The organism is Lelliottia sp. GFLA7 (genome assembly GCF_056490165.1).
This window is the reverse complement of sequence record NZ_JBWLAQ010000003.1, coordinates 81,434-105,884: the sequence shown is the minus strand read 5'-3', so window position 1 is coordinate 105,884 and position 24,451 is coordinate 81,434. Positions and strand designations below refer to the sequence as shown.

Below are 24,451 nucleotides of genomic sequence, written 5' to 3'. Positions count from 1 at the left end.
CCCTTTAGGATTCACTTTATAAGGTTATTATTTTCATCAAAATTCAAAAAACCACTCACCTTTATTCACATTAAATTCACAGCAATTTTAATAACTAATAATGTAGACACGCGTTTACAAAAATATGTGATCCAGATAACTAAAACATTGTTTTATTTTCATTGAATCATAATTCCAAAGATCAGATGATAAGCCCGAACACGCCGCCCCGGGTGCATTTCACCCGCCGTAAACAAGGTAAAACTGATTACGGCTTCTGATTAAACAGACGGTTCACCAGACAGTAAGAATTCACAATAACTTGAATTCAATACGAATTTCTACCCGACTTGTCCGCCAGAAACGCGAGATAAGATGTGAGGATTTATCATGAAAATCAAAGCCACAATTGAACGCATCCCTGGCGGGATGATGTTGGTCCCCCTGGTACTTGGCGCAATCTTAAATACCCTGGCCCCGAATACCGGCGCTTATTTTGGCGGATTTACCAAAGGAATGATTTCCGGCACGGTGCCAATTCTGGCGGTGTGGTTCTTCTGTATTGGCGCATCCATTAATTTACGTGCAACCGGAACCGTATTACGTAAATCCGGTACGTTAGTGCTCACCAAAATTGCTGTTGCCTGGGTTGTCGCCATGGGCTGTGCGATGTTCATTCCTGAGAATGGCATTCAAACCGGTTTCTTCGCCGGTCTCTCCGTTTTGGCGATTGTGTCTGCCATGGACATGACCAACGGCGGTCTGTACGCCAGCCTGATGAATCAGTACGGCACGAAAGAAGAGTCCGGCGCATTCGTGCTGATGTCTCTGGAGTCTGGCCCACTGGTGACCATGTTAATCCTCGGCTCCGCGGGCCTGGCATCGTTTGAACCGCACCACTTCGTGGGCGCAGTCCTGCCATTCCTGATTGGTTTTGCCCTGGGCAACCTGGACACCGACTTGCGCGATTTCTTCAGCAAAGCAACGCCGGTTCTGATTCCCTTCTTCGGCTTCGCGCTGGGTAATACCATCAATCTGAACGTGATTATGGACACCGGCCTGCTGGGTATCGTGCTGGGTGTTGCGGTTATTATTATCACTGGTATTCCGCTGATTATTGCCGACCGCGTGATTGGTGGCGGGAATGGTACCGCCGGTGTCGCCGCGTCGTCAGCCGCAGGCGCTGCGGTGGCGAACCCGATGATCATTGCGCAGATTAACCCGTCATTCGAGCCTGTTGCGGCCTCCGCGACGGCACTGGTGGCCGCGTCAGTCATCGTGACCGCGATTCTGGTGCCAATCATCACCGCCCTGTATGCCAAACGTTACGGCAATATCCCGAAAGCCGACGTCGAGCCGCAGCCGGTCGAATCGTTGCACCACTAAGCTCCTCACATAAAAAAACCTCTCATCTGAGAGGTTTTTTGTTTTACCGACGCACCGTATTATTCACCGAACATCTCGCCCACCATCGCGTCCGCCAGCCTTTTCGCCGAACACAATCGCGGCATGCCAAGCGCCACCGTTTGCCAGCTCTGCGTCACCGACCAGCTCACCGGATGACGGTCCGCATGACACCAGTCCCCCAGCCAGCCGAGCATATCTTTATGATCCATTAAACCCGGCGATACCGGTGTGGCGAGCCACTGATGGTAAAAATGACGTGTTGTTGGGGCAGCATTAATGCCCTGAGCAAGATAGTTCGCTGCCAGGCTGCGCAAATTGTCCTTCAGCATCGCCGCGACATCATCATTCGCCAGACGGCAGGCATCACCAAATGCGCCCCAGCGCAGCTCTTCCAGCGCGATATAACACCGTCCCGCCAGCGACCAGCCATCGTATTGGCCCGCCCGCCAGTGGTTAAAGATTTGCTCGCTGTGTTCGCCCGCCTGCACCGTCAAGCCACGCTGTGACAACGCTTTTTCTTTATAGGCCGCGCGTTGATGAAAATAGGAAGAGAGATCGTCGTATTGCTGTATCAATCCCAGAGAGTGTTGCTTGGGACGGTTAGTTTGCTGACGCAATGAGGTTAATTTGTCGGTCATACGCGTCAAGGCCAGATGTCCAGGATCGAACATACCGGCCAGTTTTTCCGCCAGACCCAGCCGCAGGGCAGCATTTTCGCTGAACATTCCCGTCATCGCCCAGGGTCGAAGCTTCGTCTGAGTCATGATCTCCTGGGCTAAACGCTCACGAAACTGCTGCTGCTGAGGCACCAGCGGAGTGAGACGCACCGCGTCCACTCCTTGCACCAAATCAACCATAAATTTGGGATGAATACACTCTAACGTCCGCCCGGGACCGTCCAGCAATGGGGTTGTCATGTTTGCTCTGCCGCGAATAAAGTTTGAATATCATCGCGTAACAATCGGGTATCTTCCTGAATCCACGTCGCAGTTGTAATACATTGCTGCAACAGTTGGCTGAGCGCTCTGGTTGAATGCTCATTTTGCTGTCGCACTGCGAGGCTATCACGCAAGCTTTCCTGTAAACCGGTGAGGCATAACGAGAATTCCGCAAAAAACGTTGCCATGCCTGCCGTAACAGAAACATCGACCTGCGCCACCAAAGCTTTATAGATTTGTTCACAAAATTGATCAATATGTTCTTTGATTCGCGTATGAAGCTGCGCGACGTCAATGACGTATCGCGTGCGCGTCACCACGCAATCCTCCCAACCCCAGCCCGGATTGTTTAGCCAGCGTGAAACCGTTTCGCGCACGCTGCTGGAGCCAGAGATCTCACCGGCGGGACGATTTTCTGAGGCAATCGCGTCGTTAAACAGCCCGCGCGTGTTGAAGTTGAGCTGACTGGCCTGGAACGCCGGGAAGCTAATCCGCGCCCGAAATCCAGCGTGACTTAACTCTTCCTTGATGCGTTTCTCAATCGGACGCATCGCCTCGTTTAAGGATCGCGCCAGCGTCGACTCAAGCTGATCAAAGCGCAACGCTAGCTCGCGGCTGATTTTGCCCTGCGCGTCCAGCATCACGAGTTCACAGGATGAACGGATTTTGCTCAGCACAATCTGCGCCTGGCCTTCGTCATCGAGCACCAGTTGCCCCATGTCGTGTTGCGCCCCGTTTCGCAAATTCATGCGGTCAATGCCGGCCAAATCGAGAATGTTATCGCCGTCAAAAATATGGCTAATCGCCTGCTGGATCTGGTTTTTCTGATGTGTGATAAACGTTTGTGCCGCATCCAGTGCCTGCTCGACTTCGTGTCCGACTTCGTCGCTCACCACATCCTGACGCATCTGAAGCAGTGCCATATCCTCTTCCAGACGAGAAATATTCAACTCCAGCTCATCAAAGGCGACCGTCAGCCCCTGATAGCGGAAATCGAGATATTCACGGGCGTTCTGCGCATAGTTGAGGAGCTTATGGGACGCCGAGCGCAACGCATACAGCGACGCGTTGGCATACGCGGCATAAATCAGTTTGCGAATCGGCTGCTCAAACAGCGAATCTTCCCACAGCAGATCGGCGGCATGGCGAATATGTTCTACGTCATCCAGATCCGCCGTGCGCCAGCGACGCCCCAGTGCGGCTTCCGCAAAATCTTGCACCCAGCGCTGCTCCTGATGATCCGGCAAACGGCCATTATTGGCGATTTCAAAGCGCGCACGATTCGCCAGATAGGCCCACATCGAGGAGACGGGATAAATCTGCCCTGGCGAAATATTGCCTTTCATCAGCGTGCCGGAAATCATCGCCCGCACCTGTTCTTCATCGTCGCTATTGCGGTCTTTCTGATCGAATTTATTGACCAGCGCGTACAGCGGCACTGATTTGCCCACCGCCGAAATCGCTTGCCGCACCTCTTCATCAGAAATCGATTTAAGCTGGGTGTAATCCATCACCGCCAGCACCGCCGAGGAGCGCGCAAGCTGCTCGTTGAGCATTTTTTGCAGATGCGGTTGCCCGGCTTCATTCGGCCCTGGCGTGTCAAGCAGCGTCAGTTGCCCAAGGTGAGAATCCATGCCCGCGAGGTGGACAAACTCCACTTCAATCACCGGAATATGCTCAATCGCGGTGTATTCAGTAAACGGAAAATCAACGCCTAGCGCCTGAGAGAGCCGCACTAAATCATTCAGGCTTTTCAAACACTGAAAAATAGGCTCCGCGCCAAGATAATGTTTTTCGAAGGCTTGACCTTGCTCAATGCGCCCGAGCAACGCATTCATGTCTTTATCAATTTCGAGGCGCTGCGTCAGCTTGCCGCGATCGTGATTACACAGTTTTTCCTGCAATTGTTTAATCAGCGTGTCGATCGGTGAAACGTGGGCAAAATGCAGCACTGGCTCTTTTTGCCCCGGCGTGTGGCGGATCATCGTCGGCAGCGCGGTCATTGGACGATTACGGTTGGGTAAGACTTCCGTGCCGACAATCGCATTAATCGTGGTCGATTTCCCGGCCTTCATCGTGCCAACAATGGCCAGCACCATCTCAAGACGGGTTATTTTTCGTAATTCGTTATTCAGCATCGACAGCTGGGTTTCAACACCCCGGGTGCTGAAGTGCAAAGGCAGCACATTATTGCTGACACCGGTTATTGCTGCAGTCGTGCTATCCATTGCCGCAATCGGCATTGATTTCAAGGCATCAAGATTCTGTAAAGCAAGTTGTAGCAGCCGCTCTGCTTCCTGGCTCAATTCAAATATTGTTTGTGTGTGCATGATAAAAGCCTTTCCTTAACGCAAATTTATTACTTTTATTAAGCCAGATAGTTTTAATAATGAAATTTCGGCTTTATTGATTACGCGTGGAAATTAGGTTCATTGAATATAAGCGTCTGATGACAAAACAAATATAATCTGTTTGCAGCGTAGAGCGCTCGTACACTCCTCTCGGCTAGAAAAGCCGAAAGATAATGAGCGTAGACCATTTTTTATGGAGCTATAGGATATATCAAAGTAATTTACCCACCTAAAAAGAGAGGTAATTCCCGGTCACCAAAGAAGAAGTGGCAAATCCGGTTGCGGTTGCTAAATAACAACAGCGCACCTCACCTTATCCGAAATGTCAGTACCTGGCAATTTGCGCAATAAAATATTCTATATATTTCATTGCGATGTTTATCTCTTAAGCACGCTGTTAGCATCGCTTAACTGACTGACAGGAAATGTCACTCCAGATGCGGTGTTTTATTTATTTTTTAAAAAAAGAATATCACCGACAAAAGTGGGGGCTTACGCTATACTTGACGCCTTTTTCGGCAAACTGCCGTGTTTTGGCTGGCGCTTTCCAGCCCCGTTCGCACTTTTAGAGGATACCGATATGTCTCTTCCACACTGTCCAAAATGTAATTCCGAATACACCTATGAAGATAATGGCATGTTCATTTGCCCTGAATGCGCCCATGAATGGAATGACGCAGAAACATCGCAAGATAGCGATGCGCTGATCGTAAAAGACGCCAACGGTAATCTGTTGGTCGATGGCGATAACGTCACCGTCGTAAAAGACCTGAAAGTAAAAGGCAGTTCTTCCATGCTGAAAATCGGCACGAAGGTGAAGAATATTCGTCTGGTTGAAGGCGACCATAATATTGACTGCAAAATTGACGGCTTCGGCCCAATGAAGCTCAAATCAGAATTCGTTAAAAAGAACTGATTTGCCTGCCCGGTAGCGCTTAGCTTACCGGGCAGACTGGAACTACACTTATCGAGCTTCTCTTACCTGAGGTAATGATTATGCCGTTAAGTCCCTACATCTCTTTCGCCGGAAACTGTGCAGAGGCCACCGCCTTTTATCAGCAAACGCTCGGCGCAGAACTCCTCTACAAAATCACCTTCGGCGAAATGCCCAAAGACGAGCACAGCGAAGACGGCTGCCCTTCGGGCATGTCATTCCCTGATTCCGCCATTGCCCATTCCAACGTCCGCATCGCCGGGAACGATATTATGATGAGCGACGGCCTGCCCGGTGACAAAGCCCAGTACGCAGGCTTTACGCTGGTGCTCGACACGCAGGATGTATCAGAAGGCAAACGCTGGTTCGATAATCTCGCCGAGGGCGGCAACATTGATATGGCGTGGCAGGAAACCTTCTGGGCGCACGGATTCGGTAAAGTCATCGACAAATATGGCGTTCCGTGGATGATTAACGTCGTTAAACAGCAGTAACAGGCTGGCGGAGGCCGCGTGCTTCCGCCTGTCATCCCTTTCACCTCAACTCTTCAAACTCCCGCAACCAATACTTAACCCAAATGTCACATTAATCCGCCAGCATGAGGCCACATTTATCGTGAGGCCCAGCACATGCAAACTGTCATCCGCGTCGAGAAACTGAGCAAGACCTTTCATCACAATAAGGCCCTGCATGCCGTTGATCTGACCGTCGAGAAAGGCGAAATGGTGGCGCTGTTGGGGCCTTCCGGTTCAGGCAAATCCACGCTTCTGCGCCATCTGAGCGGCTTAATTACCGGGGATAAAACGCCTGAAAGCCACGTCGAACTGCTGGGAAATACCGTGCAGCGCGCGGGGCGTCTGGCAGGCGACATCCGTAAAAGCCGCGCGCAAACCGGCTACATCTTCCAACAGTTCAACCTGGTAAACCGCCTGACGGTGATGGAAAACGTACTGATTGGCGCGCTCGGCAGTACCCCTTTCTGGCGCACCTGTCTGCGCTGGTTTTCACCCGTTCAAAAACAGCACGCTCTTCAGGCGCTGACCCGCGTTGGCATGGCGCATTTCGCCCACCAGCGCGTCTCCACGCTATCCGGTGGACAACAGCAGCGCGTGGCGATTGCCCGGGCGCTGATGCAAAAAGCCAAAGTGATTCTGGCCGATGAACCCATTGCCTCTCTCGATCCGGAATCTGCCCGCATCGTGATGGAAACCCTGCGCGACATTAACCAGAACGACGGCATCACCGTGGTCGTGACGCTGCATCAGGTGGATTACGCCCTGCGCTACTGCGAGCGCATCGTCGCCCTGCGTCAGGGACACGTGTTTTACGACGGCTCAAGACAGGCCTTTGATAACGACCGTTTTGACCATCTCTACCGCGGCATTAATCGCGTCGAAGAGAACGCGCAGGCTGCTTAATTTAACTGAAAAGACCAGGCGTAATTGGCGCAGCCAGATTGGACACGTACAGCGCGGAAAAACCGGAGCGTACACGTAGTACGTGAGGATTTTGAGCACTGTCCGGGTTCAAGCTGGCAAGTGAAATAGCCTGGAACAATGCCAAATGAGGATGATCGATGAGCTACAAAGCCGTTGCCGCGCTGGCCTTTACCAGCATGTTCAGTATCAGCGCCCTGTTAAGCCCGGCGTACGCCGAAGAACAGGAAAAAGTGCTGAACTTTGGCATTATTTCGACCGAATCACAGCAAAACCTGAAGCCCCAGTGGGAACCGTTCCTGAAAGATATGGAAACCAAACTGGGGATCAAAGTGAACGCCTTCTTCGCGCCGGATTACGCGGGCATTATCCAGGGCATGCGCTTTAACAAAGTGGATATCGCCTGGTACGGCAACCTCTCCGCCATGGAAGCGGTGGATCGTGCTAACGGCCAAGTCTTTGCGCAGACCGTCGCCGCTGACGGTTCTCCGGGTTACTGGAGCGTACTGATCGTTAACAAAGACAGCCCAATCAATAACCTCAATGACATGCTCGCCAGGCGCAAAGATCTGACGTTTGGGAACGGCGATCCAAACTCAACGTCCGGTTTCCTCGTCCCTGGCTATTACGTCTTCGCCAAACACAATATCTCCACCAGTGAATTCAAACGCACCGTCAACGCGGGACATGAAACCAACGCGCTGGCTGTCGCCAATAAACAGGTCGATGTTGCCACCAACAACACCGAAAACCTCGACAAGCTGAAAACCTCCGCGCCCGAAAAACTGAAACAGCTGAAGGTTATCTGGAAATCACCGCTGATCCCTGGCGACCCGATCGTGTGGCGTAAAAACCTCTCCGAAGGCACCAAGGACAAGGTGTACGACTTCTTTATGAATTACGGGAAAACGCCAGAAGAGAAAACCGTGCTGGAACGCCTGGGCTGGGCACCGTTCCGCGCCTCCAGCGACCTGCAGCTGGTGCCGATTCGCCAGCTCGCGCTGTTTAAGCAGATGCAAAGTGTGAAGGATAACAAAGGCCTGAGCACGGAAGAGAAGACCAGCAAAGTGTCCGGCCTGCAGGCGCAGCTGGAAGATCTCGACCGTCTGACCGCCGCCCTGAGCGCGATGACCAGCGTGAACAAAGTGGTGCAGTAACTCAAGTCCCCTCTCCCTTGAGGGAGAGGGTTAGGGTGAGGGGGAAAGGCACACGCTGATGCCCTCACCCCGGCCCTCTCCCACAGGGAGAGGGAGAAAAACCGCGCCGAGCACTTCCCTCTCCCACAAGGAGAGGGAGAAAAGTTGCACCAGACAGTTCCCTCTCCCTTGAGGGAGAGGGTTAGGGTGAGGGGGAAGGCACACGCTGATGCCCTCATCCCGGCCCTCTCCCACAGGGAGAGGGAGAACAGATTAAGGAGCCAACATGCAAACCATCACCGTTCCACCGCCAAAGCGCAGCTGGTTTTCGCTGATCAGTTGGGCCATTTTGCTGGCGGTCCTGGTCGTCTCCTGGAAGGGCGCGGAAATGAACCCGCTGATGCTCATTCAGGACTCCGGCAACATGGCGACCTTCGCCGCCGACTTCTTCCCGCCAGACTTTAGCCAGTGGCAGGATTACCTCAGCGAAATGGCGGTCACCATGCAAATCGCCGTCTGGGGCACCGCGCTCGCGGTGGTTCTCTCGATTCCATTTGGCCTGATGAGCGCCGAAAACATCGTGCCGTGGTGGATTTACCAGCCGATGCGCCGCCTGATGGACGCTTGCCGCGCCATCAACGAAATGGTGTTCGCGATGCTGTTCGTGGTCGCCGTCGGTTTGGGCCCTTTCGCGGGCGTCATGGCGCTGTTTATCCACACCACCGGCGTGCTCTCCAAGCTGCTTTCCGAAGCGGTCGAAGCCATTGAACCCGGTCCCGTCGAAGGCATCCGCGCAACGGGTGCCAATAAAATCGAAGAAATTCTCTACGGCGTGCTGCCCCAGGTAATGCCGCTACTGATCTCCTACTCACTCTACCGTTTTGAATCCAACGTGCGCTCCGCCACGGTGGTCGGCATGGTTGGCGCAGGCGGAATCGGCGTCACGCTCTGGGAAGCGATCCGCGGCTTCCAGTTCCAGCAAACTTGCGCGTTGATGGTGTTAATCATCATGACCGTCAGCCTGCTGGATTTCCTGTCTCAACGTTTGCGTAAGCACTTCATCTAAGTTGCGAGGCATTGATTGTTATGCACTTATCCAGACATCCGACCAGTTACCCAACCCGCTGGCAAGAGATTGCCGCGAAGCTCGAAGTGGAGCTGCGCACCCACTACCGCTGCGGGGATTTTTTGCCCGCCGAGCAACAGCTCGCCGACCGCTATGAAGTGAATCGCCATACCCTGCGCCGCGCCATTGACCAGCTAGTTGAGCGCGGCTGGGTACAGCGCCGTCAGGGCGTGGGCGTGCTGGTCCTGATGCGTCCGTTCGACTACCCGCTCAATTCCCAGGCGCGCTTTAGCCAGAATTTACTCGATCAGGGCAGCCACCCGACCAGCGAAAAACTGCTCTCGGTGCTGCGCCCGGCCTCCAGCCATATCGCCGATGCGCTGGGGATTCAGGAGGGAGATAACGTAGTGCATCTGCGCACGCTGCGTCGCGTTAACGGCGTGGCTGTCTGTCAGATCGACCACTACTTCGCTGACCTCGCCCTGTGGCCGATTCTGCAAAATTTCTCCAGCGGCTCGCTGCATGATTTTCTGTTTGAGTCGACCGGGATCGCGCTCAAGCGCACCCAGACGCGGATCAGCGCCCGTCGCGCACAAGCCAAAGAGAGCAAAGTGCTGGAGATCCCCAACATGGCACCGCTGCTCTGCGTGCGCACCCTTAACCATCGTGACGGTAAGATCAATGCGACGGAATACTCCGTCAGCCTGACCCGCGCCGACATGATCGAATTCACCATGGAGCACTGAATGCCTTTCACCCTCTCCACTCGCCAGCGCTGGATGAGCGTGCTCGCGCACAGCCAGCCCGCCGCGCTGCAGGCACACATGCATCGGCTGAATATCACTGCGGACTATGAGTCAATCCGCGCGCCCGAAATTGGTCTGGTACAGATTCAGGCGCGGATGGGCGGCACCGGCGCACGTTTTTTTGCCGGTGACGCCACGCTCACGCGTGCGGTGATTCGCCTCACCAGCGGGACGCTCGGCTACAGCTATCTGCTTGGACGCAACAAAGACCACGCCGAGCGATGCGCCGTTATCGACGCGTTGCTGCAAGAACAACCCCATTTCCAGACCCTAATGGAAACCTTAATTGCCCCGCTGGAAGCCGATCGCGCCGCACGTATCGCCGCGCGCCAGGCCGAAGTGAACACCAGCCGGGTCGACTTCTTTACGCTCGTTCGCGGAGATAACGCATGACTCTCAAACCCGCTTTTACGCTGCCCGTGCAGGATGCCCAACACAGTTTCCGTCGTCTGCTCAAAGCCATGAGCGAGCCGGGCGTGATTGTCTCGCTGCATCAGCTCACCCACGGCTGGCAGCCGCTTAATCTCGCGACCACCAGCGTGCTGCTGACGCTCGCTGACAGCGACACGCCCGTATGGCTTTCCACCAGCCTGCAAAATGATATCGCCAGCCAGAACCTGCGTTTTCACACCAGCGCACCGCTGATCGACCAGCCGCAGCAGGCGTTGTTCGCCGTGGCGGATGAAAAAATCAGCCACGAGCAGTTGAACGCACTTTCCGAAGGCTCGGCCGTCGCGCCGGAAACCAGCGCCACGCTGATTTTGCAGGTCTCAAGCCTGAGCGGCGGTCGCATGCTGCGCCTGACGGGCGCCGGGATTGCCGATGAACGTATGGTCGCCCCGCAGTTACCGGAATGCATCATTCATGAACTCACCGAGCGACCGCATCCGTTCCCGCTGGGTATCGATTTGATCCTCACCTGCGGCGAGCGCCTGCTGGCGATTCCGCGGACCACGCATGTCGAGGTGTGCTGATGTACGTCGCCGTCAAAGGGGGCGAGAAGGCGATAGCCGCCGCCCATGCGTTGCAGGAATCCAGACGACGCGGCGATGAAGCGCTGCCCGAGCTGGGCGTCGCCCAAATAGAACAGCAGCTCAATCTCGCCGTCGATCGCGTGATGACCGAAGGCGGCATTGCCGACCGCGAGCTGGCAGCACTGGCGCTGAAACAGGCCAGCGGCGATAACGTCGAAGCCATTTTCCTGCTGCGCGCCTACCGCACGACGCTGGCAAAACTGGCGGTGAGCGAGCCGATTAACACCGCCGAGATGCGCCTTGAGCGCCGAATCTCAGCGGTCTACAAAGATATCCCTGGCGGCCAACTGCTGGGCCCGACCTACGATTACACCCATCGCCTGCTGGATTTCACCCTGCTGGCAAACGGTGAAATCCCGGCGCTGCAAACCCGAGACGCCGAGCACGCGTCGTCCCCGCACGTGTTTAGCCTGCTGGCGAATCAGGGGCTGGCGAAAGCGGAAGAAGATTCGGGCGCCACGCCCGATGACGTGACTCGCACGCCGCCGGTTTATCCCTGCTCACGTTCGTCGCGCCTGCAACAGCTGATGCGCGGCGACGAAGGTTATCTGCTGGCGATGGCCTATTCCACACAGCGTGGCTACGGGCGCAATCACCCGTTTGCGGCGGAAATTCGCAGCGGCCAGGTGGATATTGAGATCGTTCCGGAAGAGCTGGGTTTTGCGGTGAACGTTGGCGAACTGCTGCTCACCGAGTGCGAAATGGTCAACGGATTTGTCGCGCCAGCGCAGGAAGATCCCCATTTTACACGGGGCTACGGGCTGGTGTTTGGCATGGGCGAGCGTAAAGCGATGGCGATGGCGCTGGTTGACCGCGCGCTACAGGCCCCCGATTACGACGAGAATATTGCGGGCCCGGCGCAGGACGAAGAGTTTGTGCTGGCGCACGCGGATAACGTCGAGGCGGCGGGCTTTGTCTCACACCTCAAACTGCCTCACTACGTCGATTTCCAGGCCGAGCTGGAACTGCTGAAACGTCTGCAACGGGAGCGCAAAAATGGCTAACCTCAGCGGGTATAACTTTGCTTATCTGGACGAGCAAACCAAGCGCATGATCCGCCGCGCCATCTTAAAAGCGGTAGCCATTCCCGGCTATCAGGTGCCGTTTGGTGGCCGTGAAATGCCGATGCCGTACGGCTGGGGAACTGGCGGAATTCAGCTGACCGCCAGCGTAATTGGCGAGACGGACGTGCTGAAGGTCATCGACCAGGGCGCAGACGACACCACCAATGCCGTGTCGATCCGCAACTTCTTCAAGCGCGTCACGGGCGTGAACACCACCGAAAAAACCGAAGACGCCACGCTCATTCAAACCCGCCACCGCATCCCCGAAACGCCGCTCAGCGAAGATCAAATTTTGATTTTCCAGGTGCCGATCCCGGAACCGTTGCGCTTTATTGAGCCGCGCGAAACCGAAACCCGCACCATGCACGCCCTGGAAGAGTACGGCGTGATGCAGGTGAAACTGTACGAAGACATCGCCCGCTTCGGCCATATCGCCACCACCTACGCCTATCCGGTGAAAGTGAACGGGCGCTACGTGATGGACCCGTCGCCCATCCCGAAATTCGATAACCCGAAAATGGACATGATGCCCGCGCTGCAGCTGTTTGGTGCGGGACGCGAAAAGCGCATCTACGCCGTGCCGCCGTATACGCGTGTCGAAAGCCTGGATTTCGACGATCACCCGTTCACGGTGCAGGAGTGGGACGAGCCGTGCGCTATCTGCGGCTCCAAACACAGCTATCTCGACGAAGTGGTGCTGGACGATACGGGCAAACGGATGTTTGTCTGCTCCGACACCGATTTCTGTCGCCAACAGAGCGAGGCGAACGGCCAATGAAACCGCTGCTTTCGGTGAATAATCTGACCCATTTATACGCGCCAGGAAAAGGCTTTAGCGACGTGTCGTTTGAGCTGTGGCCGGGCGAAGTGCTGGGCATTGTCGGTGAATCCGGCTCAGGCAAAACCACGCTGCTGAAATCTATTTCCGCGCGCTTAACGCCGCAAAATGGCGAAATTCGCTATCAGGATGAGTCGCTGTACGGCATGAGTGAAGCCGAGCGCCGCCGTCTGCTGCGCACCGAATGGGGCGTGGTGCATCAGCACCCGATGGACGGACTGCGCCGCCAGGTGTCGGCGGGCGGGAACATCGGTGAACGGCTGATGGCCACCGGCGCACGCCATTACGGCAATATCCGCGCCACCGCCCAGCAGTGGCTGGAGGAGGTGGAAATCCCCGCGTCGCGCATTGACGACCTGCCGACCACGTTTTCCGGCGGGATGCAGCAGCGCCTGCAAATCGCCCGCAATCTGGTGACCCATCCAAAACTGGTGTTTATGGATGAGCCAACCGGTGGACTGGACGTGTCGGTCCAGGCGCGGCTGCTGGATTTGCTGCGCGGGCTGGTGGTGGAACTGGATCTCGCGGTGGTGATTGTCACCCACGATTTAGGCGTAGCACGTCTGCTGGCGGATCGTTTGCTGGTCATGAAGCAGGGCCAGGTGGTGGAAAGTGGTTTAACCGACCGAGTGCTCGACGATCCGCATCACCCCTACACGCAGCTGCTGGTGTCATCCGTTTTGCAGAACTAAGAGGTCAACATGATCCGCGTAGAAAATGTCAGTAAAACGTTTGTGCTCCATCAGCAAAACGGCGTGCGCCTGCCAGTCCTGCAAAACGCCTCGCTCGAGGTAAACGGCGGCGAATGCGTGGTGCTACACGGTCATTCCGGCAGTGGAAAATCGACGCTTTTGCGCTCGCTGTACGCCAACTATTTGCCCGACGAAGGGCATATTCATATTCGCCACGGTGATGAATGGGTGGATCTGGTGCAGGCCCCGGTGCGCAAAGTGCTGGAAGTGCGTCGGGCGACGATCGGCTGGGTGAGCCAGTTCCTGCGGGTGATCCCGCGGATCTCCGCCCTCGACGTGGTGATGCAGCCGCTGCTGGATCTGGGCGTGCCGCGCGAAGCGTGCGCCGCGAAGGCCGCGAATTTGCTGACACGCCTGAACGTACCGCAACGCCTGTGGCATCTCGCGCCATCGACATTTTCTGGCGGGGAGCAGCAGCGCGTGAATATCGCACGCGGGTTTATCGTCGATTACCCCATTTTACTGCTCGATGAACCGACCGCCTCGCTGGACGCCAAAAACAGCGCCGCCGTCGTCGAACTGATTGAACACGCCAAAACGCGGGGCGCAGCGATCGTCGGGATCTTTCACGACGCTACGGTGCGCGATCGCGTAGCGGATCGTTTGCACGCCATGGGAGTCGCACCATGATTATCAATAACGTCAAACTGGTGCTGGAAAACGAGGTCGTCGAAGGATCGATTGAAGTCCAGGACGGCGAAATCCGCGCCTTTGCCGAAACGCAAAGCCGAACGCCTTCGGCGATGGACGGCGAAGGCGGCTGGCTGTTGCCGGGGCTTATCGAACTGCACACCGATAACCTCGACAAATTCTTCACGCCGCGCCCGAAGGTGGACTGGCCCGCCCATTCGGCGATGAGCAGCCACGACGCGCTGATGGTCGCCTGCGGGATCACCACCGTGCTGGACGCGGTGGCGATTGGCGATGTGCGTGACGGCGGTGATCGCCTGGAAAACCTCGAAAAGATGATTAACGCGGTGGAAGATACACAGAAGCGCGGCCTGAATCGCGCCGAACACCGCCTGCATCTGCGCTGCGAACTGCCGCATCACACCACCCTGCCGCTGTTTGAAAAGCTGGTTGGGCGCGAGCCGGTGTCGCTGGTGTCGTTAATGGATCACTCGCCGGGTCAGCGCCAGTTCGCCAACATTGAAAAGTATCGTGAATATTATCAGGGCAAATATTCGCTCAGCGATGATGAAATGGCGCGCTACGAAGAGGAACAGTTGGCGCTGGCCGCGCAATGGTCGCAGCCGAACCGGCTGTCGATTGCCGCGATGTGCCGCGAGCGGAATATTGCCCTCGCGAGCCATGACGACGCCACGCACGAGCATGTGCTCGAATCCCATCAACTTGGCAGCGTGATCGCCGAATTTCCCACCACGTTCGAAGCGGCAGAAGCCTCCCGCAAGCACGGGATGAACGTCCTGATGGGCGCGCCCAATATCGTGCGCGGCGGATCGCATTCCGGCAACGTTGCCGCCAGTCAGCTCGCCTCGCTGGGGCTGCTGGATATTCTCTCGTCCGACTATTATCCCGCCAGCCTGCTGGATGCGGCTTTCCGCGTTGCCGACGATGCAGGCAACCGCTTTACCCTGCCGCAGGCGATTCGTCTGGTGACCAAAAACCCGGCGGATGCGCTGAACCTACAGGATCGCGGCGTCATCGGCGAAGGCAAACGAGCCGACCTGGTGCTGGCGCACCGCAAAGGCGAGCACGTTCATATTGACCACGTCTGGCGTCAGGGAAAACGGGTGTTCTGATGGGAAAACTGATCTGGCTAATGGGGCCGTCTGGCTCCGGAAAAGACAGCCTGCTGACGGCGCTGCGCCAGCAGGAACATACACGGCTGTTAGTGGCGCATCGTTACATTACGCGTGCGGCGAATGCGGGCAGCGAAAACCATATCGCCCTGAGCGAGCAGGAATTTTTTACCCGCGCCGGGCAAAATTTACTGGCACTGAGCTGGCACGCGAACGGCTTTTATTACGGCGTCGGCGTGGAGATCGACCTGTGGCTGCATGCCGGATTTGACGTGCTGGTGAACGGTTCGCGCGCCCATTTGCAACAGGCACGAGCCCGGTACGGACAGGCGCTGCTGCCCGTCTGTTTGCAGGTCTCGCCTGACGTGCTGCGTCATCGCCTGCAAAACCGAGGGCGGGAAACCGCGCGTGAGATTGACGAACGGCTGGAGCGCGCCGCGCGCTATACGCCATCCGACTGTCATCTCCTCAATAACGACGGAAGTTTGCTACAGTCAGTCGATAATTTGATCGCGCTTATTCGCCAGAAGGAAAAACGCCATGCCTGCCTGTGAACTCCGCCCCGCCACCCCTGAAGATGCTCAGGCCGTTTACGGTCTGATCTGCGAACTCAAACAGGCGGAATTCGATCGTGACGCGTTTCTGGCGGGCTTTCTCGCCAATCTTCAGGATCGCAACATGCATTATCAGCTGGCGGATCTGGACGGACAGACCGTCGGCATGATTGGCCTGCATCTGCAATTTCACCTCCATCACGTTAACTGGATCGGCGAAATTCAGGAGCTGGTGGTACTGCCGCAGGCGCGCGGTCTGAAAGTCGGTAGCCAGCTGCTGGCCTGGGCCGAAGACGAAGCGCGCAAAGTGGGTGCGGAGATGACGGAGCTGTCGACCAGCGTGAAGCGCGTCGATGCCCACCGTTTTTATCTTCGCGAAGGGTATGCCCAGAGCCACTATAGATTCACCAAACCTCTGTAAGGAGGCGCTATGAGTTTGACGATTACGCTGACGGGAACGGGCGGCGCGCAGCTGGTGCCGGTCTTTGGCTGCGACTGCGCGGCGTGTCGTCGGGCGCGATTACAGGAGGCTCATCGCCGTCGCCCGTGCAGCGCGGCGGTCAAATTCAACGACGCGGTGACGCTGCTGGACGCAGGCATTCCGCATCTGATGGATGACTGGCCGGCGGGCAGTTTTCAGCAGTTTTTGCTGACGCATTATCATATGGATCACGTCCAGGGGTTGTTCCCGCTGCGCTGGGGCATGGGCGCAACCATTCCCGTGTACGGCCCGCCGGACGATGCGGGCTGCGACGATCTGTTCAAACATCCCGGTATTCTGGATTTCAGCCACACAGTAGAATCCTTTGTGATGTTCGAACTCCAGGGTTTACGGGTGACGCCGCTGCCGCTGAACCACTCTAAGCTGACGTTTGGCTATCTGCTGGAAAGCGCGCACAGCCGCGTGGCGTGGCTGTCTGACACCGCCGGGCTGCCGGAAAAAACGGTAAAATTTCTGCTCAACAACCAACCGCAGTGCATCGTTATCGATTGCAGCCACGCGCCGTGCGAGGAAACGCCGCGCAATCATGGCGATCTGAACACGATTATCGCACTCAATGAGGTGATTGGCTGCCCGCAGGTAATTTTGACCCACATCAGCCACCAGTTTGACGTGTGGCTGATGGATAACCCGTTGCCAGACGGGTTTGAAGCGGGGTACGACGGGATGGTTTTGGTGCTGGATTGAGTTTTAAGTCTCTACCTGAGCGCTATGGGATAGCTCACTTTCCCCAGCAGAAGGTGATTTATGAGAGTTAAAAATAATACATAGTTTACATATTGTGAACGACCAGGTGTGGTGCTACAGTGTTCACATAATGTAAACGGATGGAAGTCATGCATGATGCACGTCATTTCGAAAGAGCCTTTTGAGGAAGCGGCAAAGCACTACCCAAACGATTCGTTAGCTCTTCTGGCGTTGTACCGCTTACTTCGTGAGACAGATTTTGTTTCACCGACAGAACTGAGAACGTTAATACCGAGTCTGGATAATTTTAAGTATCGGAATAAATGGTGGGTATTAGATGTGGGGGGCAACAACTTGAGGATTGTCGCTTATATCAATTTTGTGAATAAACGCTTTTACGTGAAGCATATCGTCACCCACTCTGAATACGATAAGTTGAACCGCTACTACAGGGAGAACAAAGAATGATCACTGATACCGCAAGAGCCATTGAGGCCACTAAACAACTCGTCGACGCTGTTCCTTTCCTGGGTGGCAGTTCTTCAGAGAGTGATTATCGCGAAGCCCTGGCGCTGGTGGATTATCTGATCGAGAAAGACGATGAAAATCCCCTGATTGACTTCCTCGCGAGCAAAATTGCCGACTATGAAAATAATAGCGACCGCTTCGCTGAGTTTAATAAATCTGTCGCTGAAATGCCTGTCGGCGTTGCTCTGCTGCGCACGCTGATCGATCAGTACAAGCTTTCTTACGCTGATCTGAAAGAAGAGATTGGTTCGAAATCACTGGTCAGCCAGATCTTATCCGGACAACGCTCTCTGACCATCACCCACATTAAGGCCCTTTCTGCACGCTTCGGTGTGAGACCGGAATGGTTCCTGTAACTCGTTTTTGGTTTGAAGCGGGGTACGACGGGATGGTTTTGGCGCTGGATTAACACCACTTCACTGTCACTTCACTTTCGCCATTTATGCTCCCCTTCAAATGACTATATGAAGGGGACTTTCATGACTAAAACACGCCGTATTTTCCATCACGCCTGCTGGTTTGCGTTACTGGGACCGCATCTTGGCGTCCCTGTTACCTTCGCTGGCGAACTGCTCACCAATCACCGCACGGCGGAAAACCTCTTGCTACAAATCGTCCTGAATTTTCCGTTTTTTATGGCCGTGACGTGGTTTCTGGGAGGGGTTTCTGCCCTGCTGACCGGGATCGCCGCAGCCTGTCTTCCGCCACAAATTTATCAGCACGCCTGGCATAGAACACTCGCCTGCGGGGCCATGGGTTCAGTGATTGCAACACTGTACGGGCTGATTTATTCAGGCTCCATCGATTCAGTTATCTTCTGGATGGCAACGGGTCCCGGGCTGTTGGCCGGACTGATCATGGGCAGGTTTGTGCCGTATCTTCCTGGCCGCGGGGATAAAAAATATGTGCGTCCAGCCCTCGTGAAAATCCCAACAGGGAGTGCGCAACCCGAACTGAAAGAGTAAGCGTTAGTGGTCTGCGAGTGAGTGCGGTACGTCCTGCGCACTCACTCTCATCGACGACTACCGATCGTAATTGTCTTCCAGCCGCTGTTCATCGTCTTCAAGCTGACGTCTGTCCTGATCGAGCTGGCGCTGTCTGTCGTCTAACTGACGGCGGCGATCCTCAAGCTGGCGGCGTCGGTCGTCATACTGACGGCTGTCGTTGCGACGGCGGTCTTCATAGCGATCATCATCGTCATCCCGGCGGCTATTGCTGCTGGGAGTGTAGGCGTCGTTAATCGCCTGCTGAATGTTGCCGATAGCATCGTCAACAATGTCGGCATGTGCCAGCTGGCTGGTTAAAGACAGCAGACCAAATAACAGGGCAGAAGCGTATTTTTTCATAATGCCAGTCTCGCAGTTGGGCTGGCTGTACGTTAATCAACGGCGTAAACCGGGAGTAGCGGAGGAATCTCAAATTTTCATCGCTTTGCGCAGCGCCTGCGCCAGCTGCGCGCGCGTGAAGGGCTTGCGCAATAGTTCAACGTCCGGCAGCTGTGGATTGTGCGTTGGACGCAAATCCTGGCCGCTCACCAGAAGCACCGGAAGAAGCGGGAAATGCGTGCGAACGTGGTGAATCACCTCCGCCCCGCTCATGCCGCCTGGCAGCATTAAGTCGCTGATAAACATCTCGATATCAGGTGAGGATCCCAGCATTTTCAGCGCCTGTTCGCCGTTTTCAGCTTCCAGGGTTAAATAGCCAAGCTGATGCAACTGCTCGCACAGCGTCTGGCGTACATCGGCTTCATCCTCCAGCACCAGCACCAGCCGATCGCTTTGCGGTAACGCACTTGCCGCCTGCGTTTCATCCTCAATCATCACCTGCTGCAATGAGCGCGGGAGCTGGAGCCGCACGGTCGTGCCTTGCCCCGGCGCGCTTTCGATTTCCACGCGCCCGCCTGACTGGCGCACGAATCCGTAGACCATCGACAGGCCCAGTCCGCTGCCGCTGCCGGTCTGCTTGGTGGTGAAGAACGGCTCAAACACCCGCGATTTCACCTCCTGGGACATGCCGCTGCCATGGTCGATGACCTCCAGCGCCACCATATCCTGACGACGGCCATCGCTGCGAGTAACACGCTGATTCCATGTGCGGATTCTGATAATGCCGCCCTCGCCTTCCATCGCATCGCGGGCGTTCATCACCAGATTGATAATGGCGTTTTCCAACTGGCTGACGTCAATCCACGCGGGCCATGCGGGGTGCTGCGCCTCAATGTCCAGCGTGATGGTGGCAGGCAAAGAGTGGCACATCAATTCGCCGAGATTTTCCAGCAGCGGCTTCATCTCGACCGCGTGTGGATGCAGAGATTGTTTGCGCGAAAAGGCCAGCAGGCGCTGCGTGAGCAACGCCCCACGCTCGGCGGCTTTGAGCGCACGGGTGATGCGCGGCGCGTCCGGCGAGTCGGGATTCGCCAGCTCAAGGCTGCCGATAATCACCGCCAGCAGATTGTTAAAATCGTGCGCTAGCCCGCCCGTAAGCTGGCCCACGGCTTTCATTTTTTGGCTGTGCAGCAGGGCTTCTTCCAGCCCCTGACGCTCCAGTCTGTCGATTTCCATCTGCGTGGTTTTTTGTTTCAGCAGCCGGGTGGTGTGCTCAAGCGAGGCGGTGTTACGGGCAAACACGTTGAACGCGCGCGCCAGTTCGCCCAGCTCATCGCGCCGCTGTAGCGCAGGCACCGACACATCCGGCTCGCCGTGCGCCAGCCGCGACATGGCGCGGGAAATGGCCGTGAGGTTGGAGCCTAAATTGCGGTAGATATACCAGCATGCGCAGCCAGTGATAATCAGCGCCAGCAGCGCAAAAACGCTGATGAACACGCTGATCGAGCGCAGCTCTTTATGGCTCTGCGCGGTGCGTAATTCCGACGCCTGCGCCACCTGCGCCACGTACTGATTGATATCGCTGTTTAAAATCGCCACCAGCGCTTTGATGTGAAACATGTACCAGCTGATCGCCAGATCGCTCTCTTCAAGCTGCTTTGACAGCGGCGCGAGCTTGCGCAGCTCGGCGTTGAAATCTGGCAGCACAAAATCAATCACCGGCAGCGTGGCCGACTGCGGCAGAGAGGCCATCACTGCATTCAGTTGCTGGATAGTGGCGCGCGGTGACGGGGTTTCAATGGCGGCCATCAGCAGCCGGTCCATCTCGCCAAGCAGTTGTGCATCCGGCACATCGCCGCCAACGCGACGGTTGATGTCCTGCAAATGGCGCAAAAAGCTTTGGCTTTGATAGAGCGAGCTCAACAGCTCGTTGCGTTCCAGATGGCGGCGCTGTCCGCGCTCGAGCATCCCGGTCACGCTTTGCTGTAATTCATTGCTGCGGCGAATAATTCGCGCCACCAAAGCCGGTTCCTGCTGCGCCAGCGGCGCATCGGCGAGTTGTTCCAGCGAGTGGCGCAGCGCCATCTGCGTTTGCTTGAGCCGATCCGCCTCGCTTTTGTACTCTAGCGCCCCCACCACCTGCGACAAGCGCACCGCCGCGGTCGCCACATTTGCGGTGTCGCGCGCCAGATTCATGCTGCCGGTCATGTCGTTCAGCGTTTGCTGCTGGACCTGCTCCTGTATCTGGCTGGCATGCCGAAAACCGAGCACCGCCACGCCGCTGACCATCAACGTCACGGCTACCACCAGCAGATTAAAAATCAGCAGGCGGCCACGGGCGCTGGCAAAAAAGGGCGGGCGGCGAGATGGCATGTTTGTTGGCTCCAGTGTGGTTTGATGCCCTCACCCCGACCCTCTCCCACAGGGAGAGGGGGAAGAACAGAGGGCTGAGGACATGATTTTTCCACTCCATTGGGGAGAGGGGAAGAGCAAAGCCTCCCGATAAGGCGAGGCGTAATGTCATTCTTTTCCCTGTAACGCTCCCCCAAAGGACCGAGGGCGCGATTTTCTCCCTCTCCCTTAGGGAGAGCCTCGCACCATGAGGCGGGGTGTAATGTGCTTCTTTTTCCCAGAACACTCCTCCAAAGGAACAAGGGCGTGGTTTTCTCCCTCTCCCTTAGGGAGAGGGCTGGGGTGAGGGTAAAAGGTCATCACCGCCCTAAACTGTGATCCACATTAACTATTCATAACTATGACAAATATGAACGGCTTCTGACATTTTGCATTTACCGGGATGTGATGGACTGCTGATATCGACCTTCACAGGAGATCCGCCATGAGCAGGACCCCGGTATTAGAGATGCGCAATATTGCCAAAACCTTTGGCAACTTCCATGCGCTCAAGGGTGTGGATCTGACGGTCTGGCCCGGCGAGATCCACGCGTTAATGGGCGAAAACGGTGCGGGCAAAAGCACGCTGATGAAGATCCTCGCGGGAGCGTATACCGCCACCAGCGGCGAAATTCTGATCGACGGCCAGCCCTACACCATCAAAGGCCCAAAAGACGCGCTGGCGGCGGGCATTACGCTGATTTATCAGGAGATGCAGCTCGCGCCCAATCTCACCGTGGCGGAAAATATTTTCCTCGGCAGCGAGCTGTCACGCGGCGGGCTGGTGCAGCGTAAAGAGATGGCCGCGCAGGCGCAGACGGTCATCGACCGGCTGGGTGCGCATTTTAAATCCACCGATTTAGTCATGAAGCTCACCATCGCGGAGCAGCAGCAGGTGGAAATCGCCCGCGCGCTGCATCGCAAAAGCCGCGTGCTGGTGATGGATGAACCCACCGCCGCCCTCTCCTCACGTGAAACCCATCGCCTGTTTGAACTTATTTTGCGACTGCGCGATGAAGGGATGGCGATTATCTACATCAGCCACCGCATGGCGGAGGTGTATGAGCTGTCTGACCGCGTGAGCGTCCTGCGCGACGGGCAGTACGTTGGCAGCCTGACGCGCGACAAACTGAATGCCTCCGAGCTGGTGCGCATGATGGTGGGGCGTCCGCTGAGCGATCTGTTCAACAAAGAGCGCGATATCCCGCTCGGCGGCCCGCGTCTTAATGTGCACCACCTGACGGATGGCAAAAAAGTCCAGCCATGCAGCCTGCAGGTACGTTCCGGCGAAATCGTCGGGTTGGCCGGGCTGGTCGGTGCCGGGCGTTCCGAGCTGGCGCATCTGATTTTTGGCGTACGTAAAGCCACGGGCGGCATGATTGAGGTCGACGGTGAACCGGTGGTGATTCACTCCCCGCGCGCCGCCATCGATCAGGGTATTGGTTATTTGACCGAGAACCGCAAAGAGCAGGGGCTGTTCCTGGAACTGGCGGCGCAGGAAAACATCACCATGGCGACGCTTGAGCGCGACGCCTCCTTCGGCATGCTGAACCGCAAAAAAGCGCAGTCCATTTCCGATGACGCCATCGCCCTGCTCAACATCCGCGTGCCGCATTCGCAGGTGCGCGCGGGCGGGTTATCGGGCGGCAATCAGCAAAAACTGCTGATCTCCCGCTGGGTGGCGATTGGCCCGCGCATTTTGATTCTGGATGAGCCAACGCGCGGCGTGGACGTCGGCGCAAAAAGTGAGATTTACCGCATCATGAACCAGATGGCGCGCAAAGGGGTGGCGATTTTGATGATCTCCAGCGAGCTGCCGGAAGTGGTCGGCATGAGCGACCGGGTCTACGTGATGCGCGAAGGCAGCATCGCTGGCGAACTGCACGGCGAAAGCATTACTCAGGAAAATATCATGACGCTGGCAACCGGCGTGAACGACTCTCATCATCAGGCGGTGCAACCATGACACAAACTCCTACTCCGCAACAGGTGGCGAAATCGGCCTCCGCCAAAAAAATTCTGATGAGCGATCTGATGCAAACGGTCGGGATTTTGCCGATTTTGATTCTGATCGTGGCGGTATTTGGCTTTATCGCCCCTAACTTCTTCACCGAAAGTAACCTGCTGAATATCACCCGTCAGGCGTCGATTAACATCGTGCTGGCGGCGGGCATGACCTTCATCATTTTGACCGGCGGGATCGACCTGTCGGTGGGGTCGATTCTGGGCACCACGGCGGTAGCAGCGATGGTGGTGTCGCTGATCCCCGAATTCGCGATGCTCTCGATTCCGGCCGCGTTAATGCTCGGCATGGTGTTAGGGCTGTTCAACGGCGCGCTGGTGGCGTTTGCCGGGTTGCCGCCGTTTATCGTCACGCTCGGCACCTATACGGCGCTGCGCGGCGCGGCTTATCTGCTGGCCGACGGCACCACGGTGATTAACTCCAATATCAGTTTTGAATGGATCGGCAACAACTATCTGGGCCCGGTTCCGTGGCTCGTGGTGATCGCCCTGGCAGTGATCGCAATTTGCTGGTTCATTTTGCGCCGCACCACCCTTGGCGTTCATATCTATGCGGTTGGCGGCAACATGCAGGCGGCGCGTCTGACCGGCATCAAAGTGTGGCTGGTGCTGCTGTTTGTCTACGGCATGAGCGGCCTGCTGTCTGGCCTGGGCGGCGTGATGAGCGCCTCGCGGCTCTACAGCGCGAACGGCAATTTAGGCATGGGATACGAGCTGGACGCCATCGCGGCGGTGATCCTCGGCGGCACCAGTTTTGTCGGCGGGATCGGCACGATCACCGGCACGCTGGTGGGCGCGCTGATTATCGCCACGCTGAATAACGGCATGACGCTGATGGGCGTTTCGTACTTCTGGCAACTGGTGATCAAAGGGGCGGTGATCATCATTGCGGTTCTGATCGACAAATACCGTACCCGACATCATCAAAGTGCATAACA

General features: G+C 56.3%; 26 protein-coding genes. 22 read left to right on the top strand and 4 right to left on the bottom strand.

Annotation, left to right across the window (positions count from 1 at the left end):
• Positions 1-369: 369 nt before the first annotated feature.
• Positions 370-1,365, top strand: coding sequence for a 2-keto-3-deoxygluconate transporter (gene kdgT, locus AC07RN_RS10785; RefSeq protein ID WP_011915576.1), 996 nt, complete (start codon positions 370-372; stop codon positions 1,363-1,365).
• Positions 1,366-1,424: 59 nt separating this feature from the next.
• Here the strand turns inward: kdgT and AC07RN_RS10780 are convergent, their stop codons facing one another.
• Complete coding sequence (locus AC07RN_RS10780; protein WP_011915575.1) at positions 1,425-2,303, bottom strand: diguanylate cyclase regulator RdcB family protein; 879 nt, start codon at positions 2,301-2,303, stop codon at positions 1,425-1,427.
• The gene (gene crfC, locus AC07RN_RS10775; RefSeq protein ID WP_011915574.1) at positions 2,300-4,654 is read right to left on the bottom strand and encodes a clamp-binding protein CrfC; all 2,355 of its coding nucleotides are present in this window, start codon (positions 4,652-4,654) and stop codon (positions 2,300-2,302) included. Before crfC ends, AC07RN_RS10780 begins: the two co-directional genes overlap by 4 nt.
• Positions 4,655-5,255: 601 nt before the next feature.
• Here crfC and AC07RN_RS10770 point away from each other — a divergent pair.
• The 19 genes from AC07RN_RS10770 (at position 5,256) to cbrB (ending at position 18,740) form a co-directional block, all read left to right on the top strand.
• Positions 5,256-5,591, top strand: coding sequence for a zinc ribbon domain-containing protein YjdM (locus tag AC07RN_RS10770; RefSeq protein WP_011915573.1), 336 nt, complete (start codon positions 5,256-5,258; stop codon positions 5,589-5,591).
• Between the two features lie 80 nt (positions 5,592-5,671).
• Positions 5,672-6,103 (top strand): VOC family metalloprotein YjdN, encoded by a 432-nt coding sequence (gene yjdN / locus AC07RN_RS10765; protein WP_478336337.1) that lies wholly within the window; start codon positions 5,672-5,674, stop codon positions 6,101-6,103.
• Between the two features lie 135 nt (positions 6,104-6,238).
• Positions 6,239-7,027, top strand: a complete 789-nt coding sequence (gene phnC, locus AC07RN_RS10760; RefSeq protein ID WP_478336336.1) for a phosphonate ABC transporter ATP-binding protein — start codon at positions 6,239-6,241, stop codon at positions 7,025-7,027.
• A 158-nt stretch (positions 7,028-7,185) separates the two neighbouring features.
• Entirely contained in the window at positions 7,186-8,202 is a 1,017-nt protein-coding gene (gene phnD, locus AC07RN_RS10755; protein WP_478336335.1) for a phosphonate ABC transporter substrate-binding protein, read from the top strand.
• A gap of 265 nt (positions 8,203-8,467) precedes the next feature.
• Positions 8,468-9,247, top strand: a complete 780-nt coding sequence (phnE, locus tag AC07RN_RS10750; protein WP_478336334.1) for a phosphonate ABC transporter, permease protein PhnE — start codon at positions 8,468-8,470, stop codon at positions 9,245-9,247.
• 20 nt (positions 9,248-9,267) lie between these two features.
• Positions 9,268-9,993: a phosphonate metabolism transcriptional regulator PhnF gene (gene phnF, locus AC07RN_RS10745; RefSeq protein WP_478336333.1), complete on the top strand. Its 726-nt coding sequence runs from the start codon at positions 9,268-9,270 to the stop codon at positions 9,991-9,993.
• Positions 9,994-10,446 (top strand): phosphonate C-P lyase system protein PhnG, encoded by a 453-nt coding sequence (gene phnG, locus AC07RN_RS10740; RefSeq protein WP_478336332.1) that lies wholly within the window; start codon positions 9,994-9,996, stop codon positions 10,444-10,446.
• A complete protein-coding gene (gene phnH, locus AC07RN_RS10735; protein WP_478336331.1) occupies positions 10,443-11,027 on the top strand; it encodes a phosphonate C-P lyase system protein PhnH in 585 nt (194 codons plus the stop codon). Before phnG ends, phnH begins: the two co-directional genes overlap by 4 nt.
• Entirely contained in the window at positions 11,027-12,091 is a 1,065-nt protein-coding gene (locus AC07RN_RS10730) for a carbon-phosphorus lyase complex subunit (protein ID WP_011915565.1), read from the top strand. Before phnH ends, AC07RN_RS10730 begins: the two co-directional genes overlap by 1 nt.
• Positions 12,084-12,929, top strand: coding sequence for an alpha-D-ribose 1-methylphosphonate 5-phosphate C-P-lyase PhnJ (phnJ, locus tag AC07RN_RS10725; RefSeq protein WP_235134556.1), 846 nt, complete (start codon positions 12,084-12,086; stop codon positions 12,927-12,929). Before AC07RN_RS10730 ends, phnJ begins: the two co-directional genes overlap by 8 nt.
• Positions 12,926-13,681: a phosphonate C-P lyase system protein PhnK gene (phnK, locus tag AC07RN_RS10720; protein WP_011915563.1), complete on the top strand. Its 756-nt coding sequence runs from the start codon at positions 12,926-12,928 to the stop codon at positions 13,679-13,681. The genes phnJ and phnK overlap by 4 nt, the downstream gene beginning before the upstream one ends.
• A gap of 9 nt (positions 13,682-13,690) precedes the next feature.
• Positions 13,691-14,371 carry a phosphonate C-P lyase system protein PhnL gene (phnL, locus tag AC07RN_RS10715; RefSeq protein ID WP_478336330.1) on the top strand — a complete coding sequence of 227 codons (681 nt, stop codon included), beginning with the start codon at positions 13,691-13,693 and terminating at the stop codon, positions 14,369-14,371.
• A complete protein-coding gene (phnM, locus tag AC07RN_RS10710) occupies positions 14,368-15,504 on the top strand; it encodes an alpha-D-ribose 1-methylphosphonate 5-triphosphate diphosphatase (RefSeq protein ID WP_478336329.1) in 1,137 nt (378 codons plus the stop codon). The genes phnL and phnM overlap by 4 nt, the downstream gene beginning before the upstream one ends.
• Positions 15,501-16,058 carry a ribose 1,5-bisphosphokinase gene (gene phnN / locus AC07RN_RS10705; protein ID WP_478336546.1) on the top strand — a complete coding sequence of 186 codons (558 nt, stop codon included), beginning with the start codon at positions 15,501-15,503 and terminating at the stop codon, positions 16,056-16,058. The genes phnM and phnN overlap by 4 nt, the downstream gene beginning before the upstream one ends.
• Positions 16,045-16,479 (top strand): aminoalkylphosphonate N-acetyltransferase, encoded by a 435-nt coding sequence (phnO, locus tag AC07RN_RS10700; RefSeq protein ID WP_011915559.1) that lies wholly within the window; start codon positions 16,045-16,047, stop codon positions 16,477-16,479. Before phnN ends, phnO begins: the two co-directional genes overlap by 14 nt.
• 9 nt (positions 16,480-16,488) lie before the next feature.
• Positions 16,489-17,247 carry a phosphonate metabolism protein PhnP gene (gene phnP / locus AC07RN_RS10695; protein ID WP_478336328.1) on the top strand — a complete coding sequence of 253 codons (759 nt, stop codon included), beginning with the start codon at positions 16,489-16,491 and terminating at the stop codon, positions 17,245-17,247.
• A 156-nt stretch (positions 17,248-17,403) separates the two neighbouring features.
• Entirely contained in the window at positions 17,404-17,715 is a 312-nt protein-coding gene (locus tag AC07RN_RS10690; protein WP_478336545.1) for a type II toxin-antitoxin system HigB family toxin, read from the top strand.
• A complete protein-coding gene (locus AC07RN_RS10685) occupies positions 17,712-18,131 on the top strand; it encodes a helix-turn-helix domain-containing protein (RefSeq protein ID WP_011915556.1) in 420 nt (139 codons plus the stop codon). Before AC07RN_RS10690 ends, AC07RN_RS10685 begins: the two co-directional genes overlap by 4 nt.
• A gap of 123 nt (positions 18,132-18,254) precedes the next feature.
• Entirely contained in the window at positions 18,255-18,740 is a 486-nt protein-coding gene (gene cbrB, locus AC07RN_RS10680) for an inner membrane protein CbrB (RefSeq protein ID WP_478336327.1), read from the top strand.
• Positions 18,741-18,797: 57 nt separating this feature from the next.
• Here the strand turns inward: cbrB and yjdP are convergent, their stop codons facing one another.
• Positions 18,798-19,121, bottom strand: a complete 324-nt coding sequence (yjdP, locus tag AC07RN_RS10675; protein ID WP_407438290.1) for a DDRRRQL repeat protein YjdP — start codon at positions 19,119-19,121, stop codon at positions 18,798-18,800.
• Between the two features lie 69 nt (positions 19,122-19,190).
• On the bottom strand, positions 19,191-21,473 hold the full coding sequence (locus AC07RN_RS10670) for an ATP-binding protein (RefSeq protein ID WP_478336326.1): 2,283 nt from the start codon (positions 21,471-21,473) through the stop codon (positions 19,191-19,193).
• A gap of 463 nt (positions 21,474-21,936) precedes the next feature.
• On the opposite strand from AC07RN_RS10670, the gene AC07RN_RS10665 reads away from it, so the two are divergent.
• Together AC07RN_RS10665 and AC07RN_RS10660 are read left to right on the top strand one after the other, a co-directional pair.
• Positions 21,937-23,457, top strand: a complete 1,521-nt coding sequence (locus tag AC07RN_RS10665; RefSeq protein ID WP_011915551.1) for a sugar ABC transporter ATP-binding protein — start codon at positions 21,937-21,939, stop codon at positions 23,455-23,457.
• On the top strand, positions 23,454-24,449 hold the full coding sequence (locus tag AC07RN_RS10660; RefSeq protein WP_478336325.1) for an ABC transporter permease subunit: 996 nt from the start codon (positions 23,454-23,456) through the stop codon (positions 24,447-24,449). The genes AC07RN_RS10665 and AC07RN_RS10660 overlap by 4 nt, the downstream gene beginning before the upstream one ends.
• Positions 24,450-24,451: the final 2 nt, after the last annotated feature.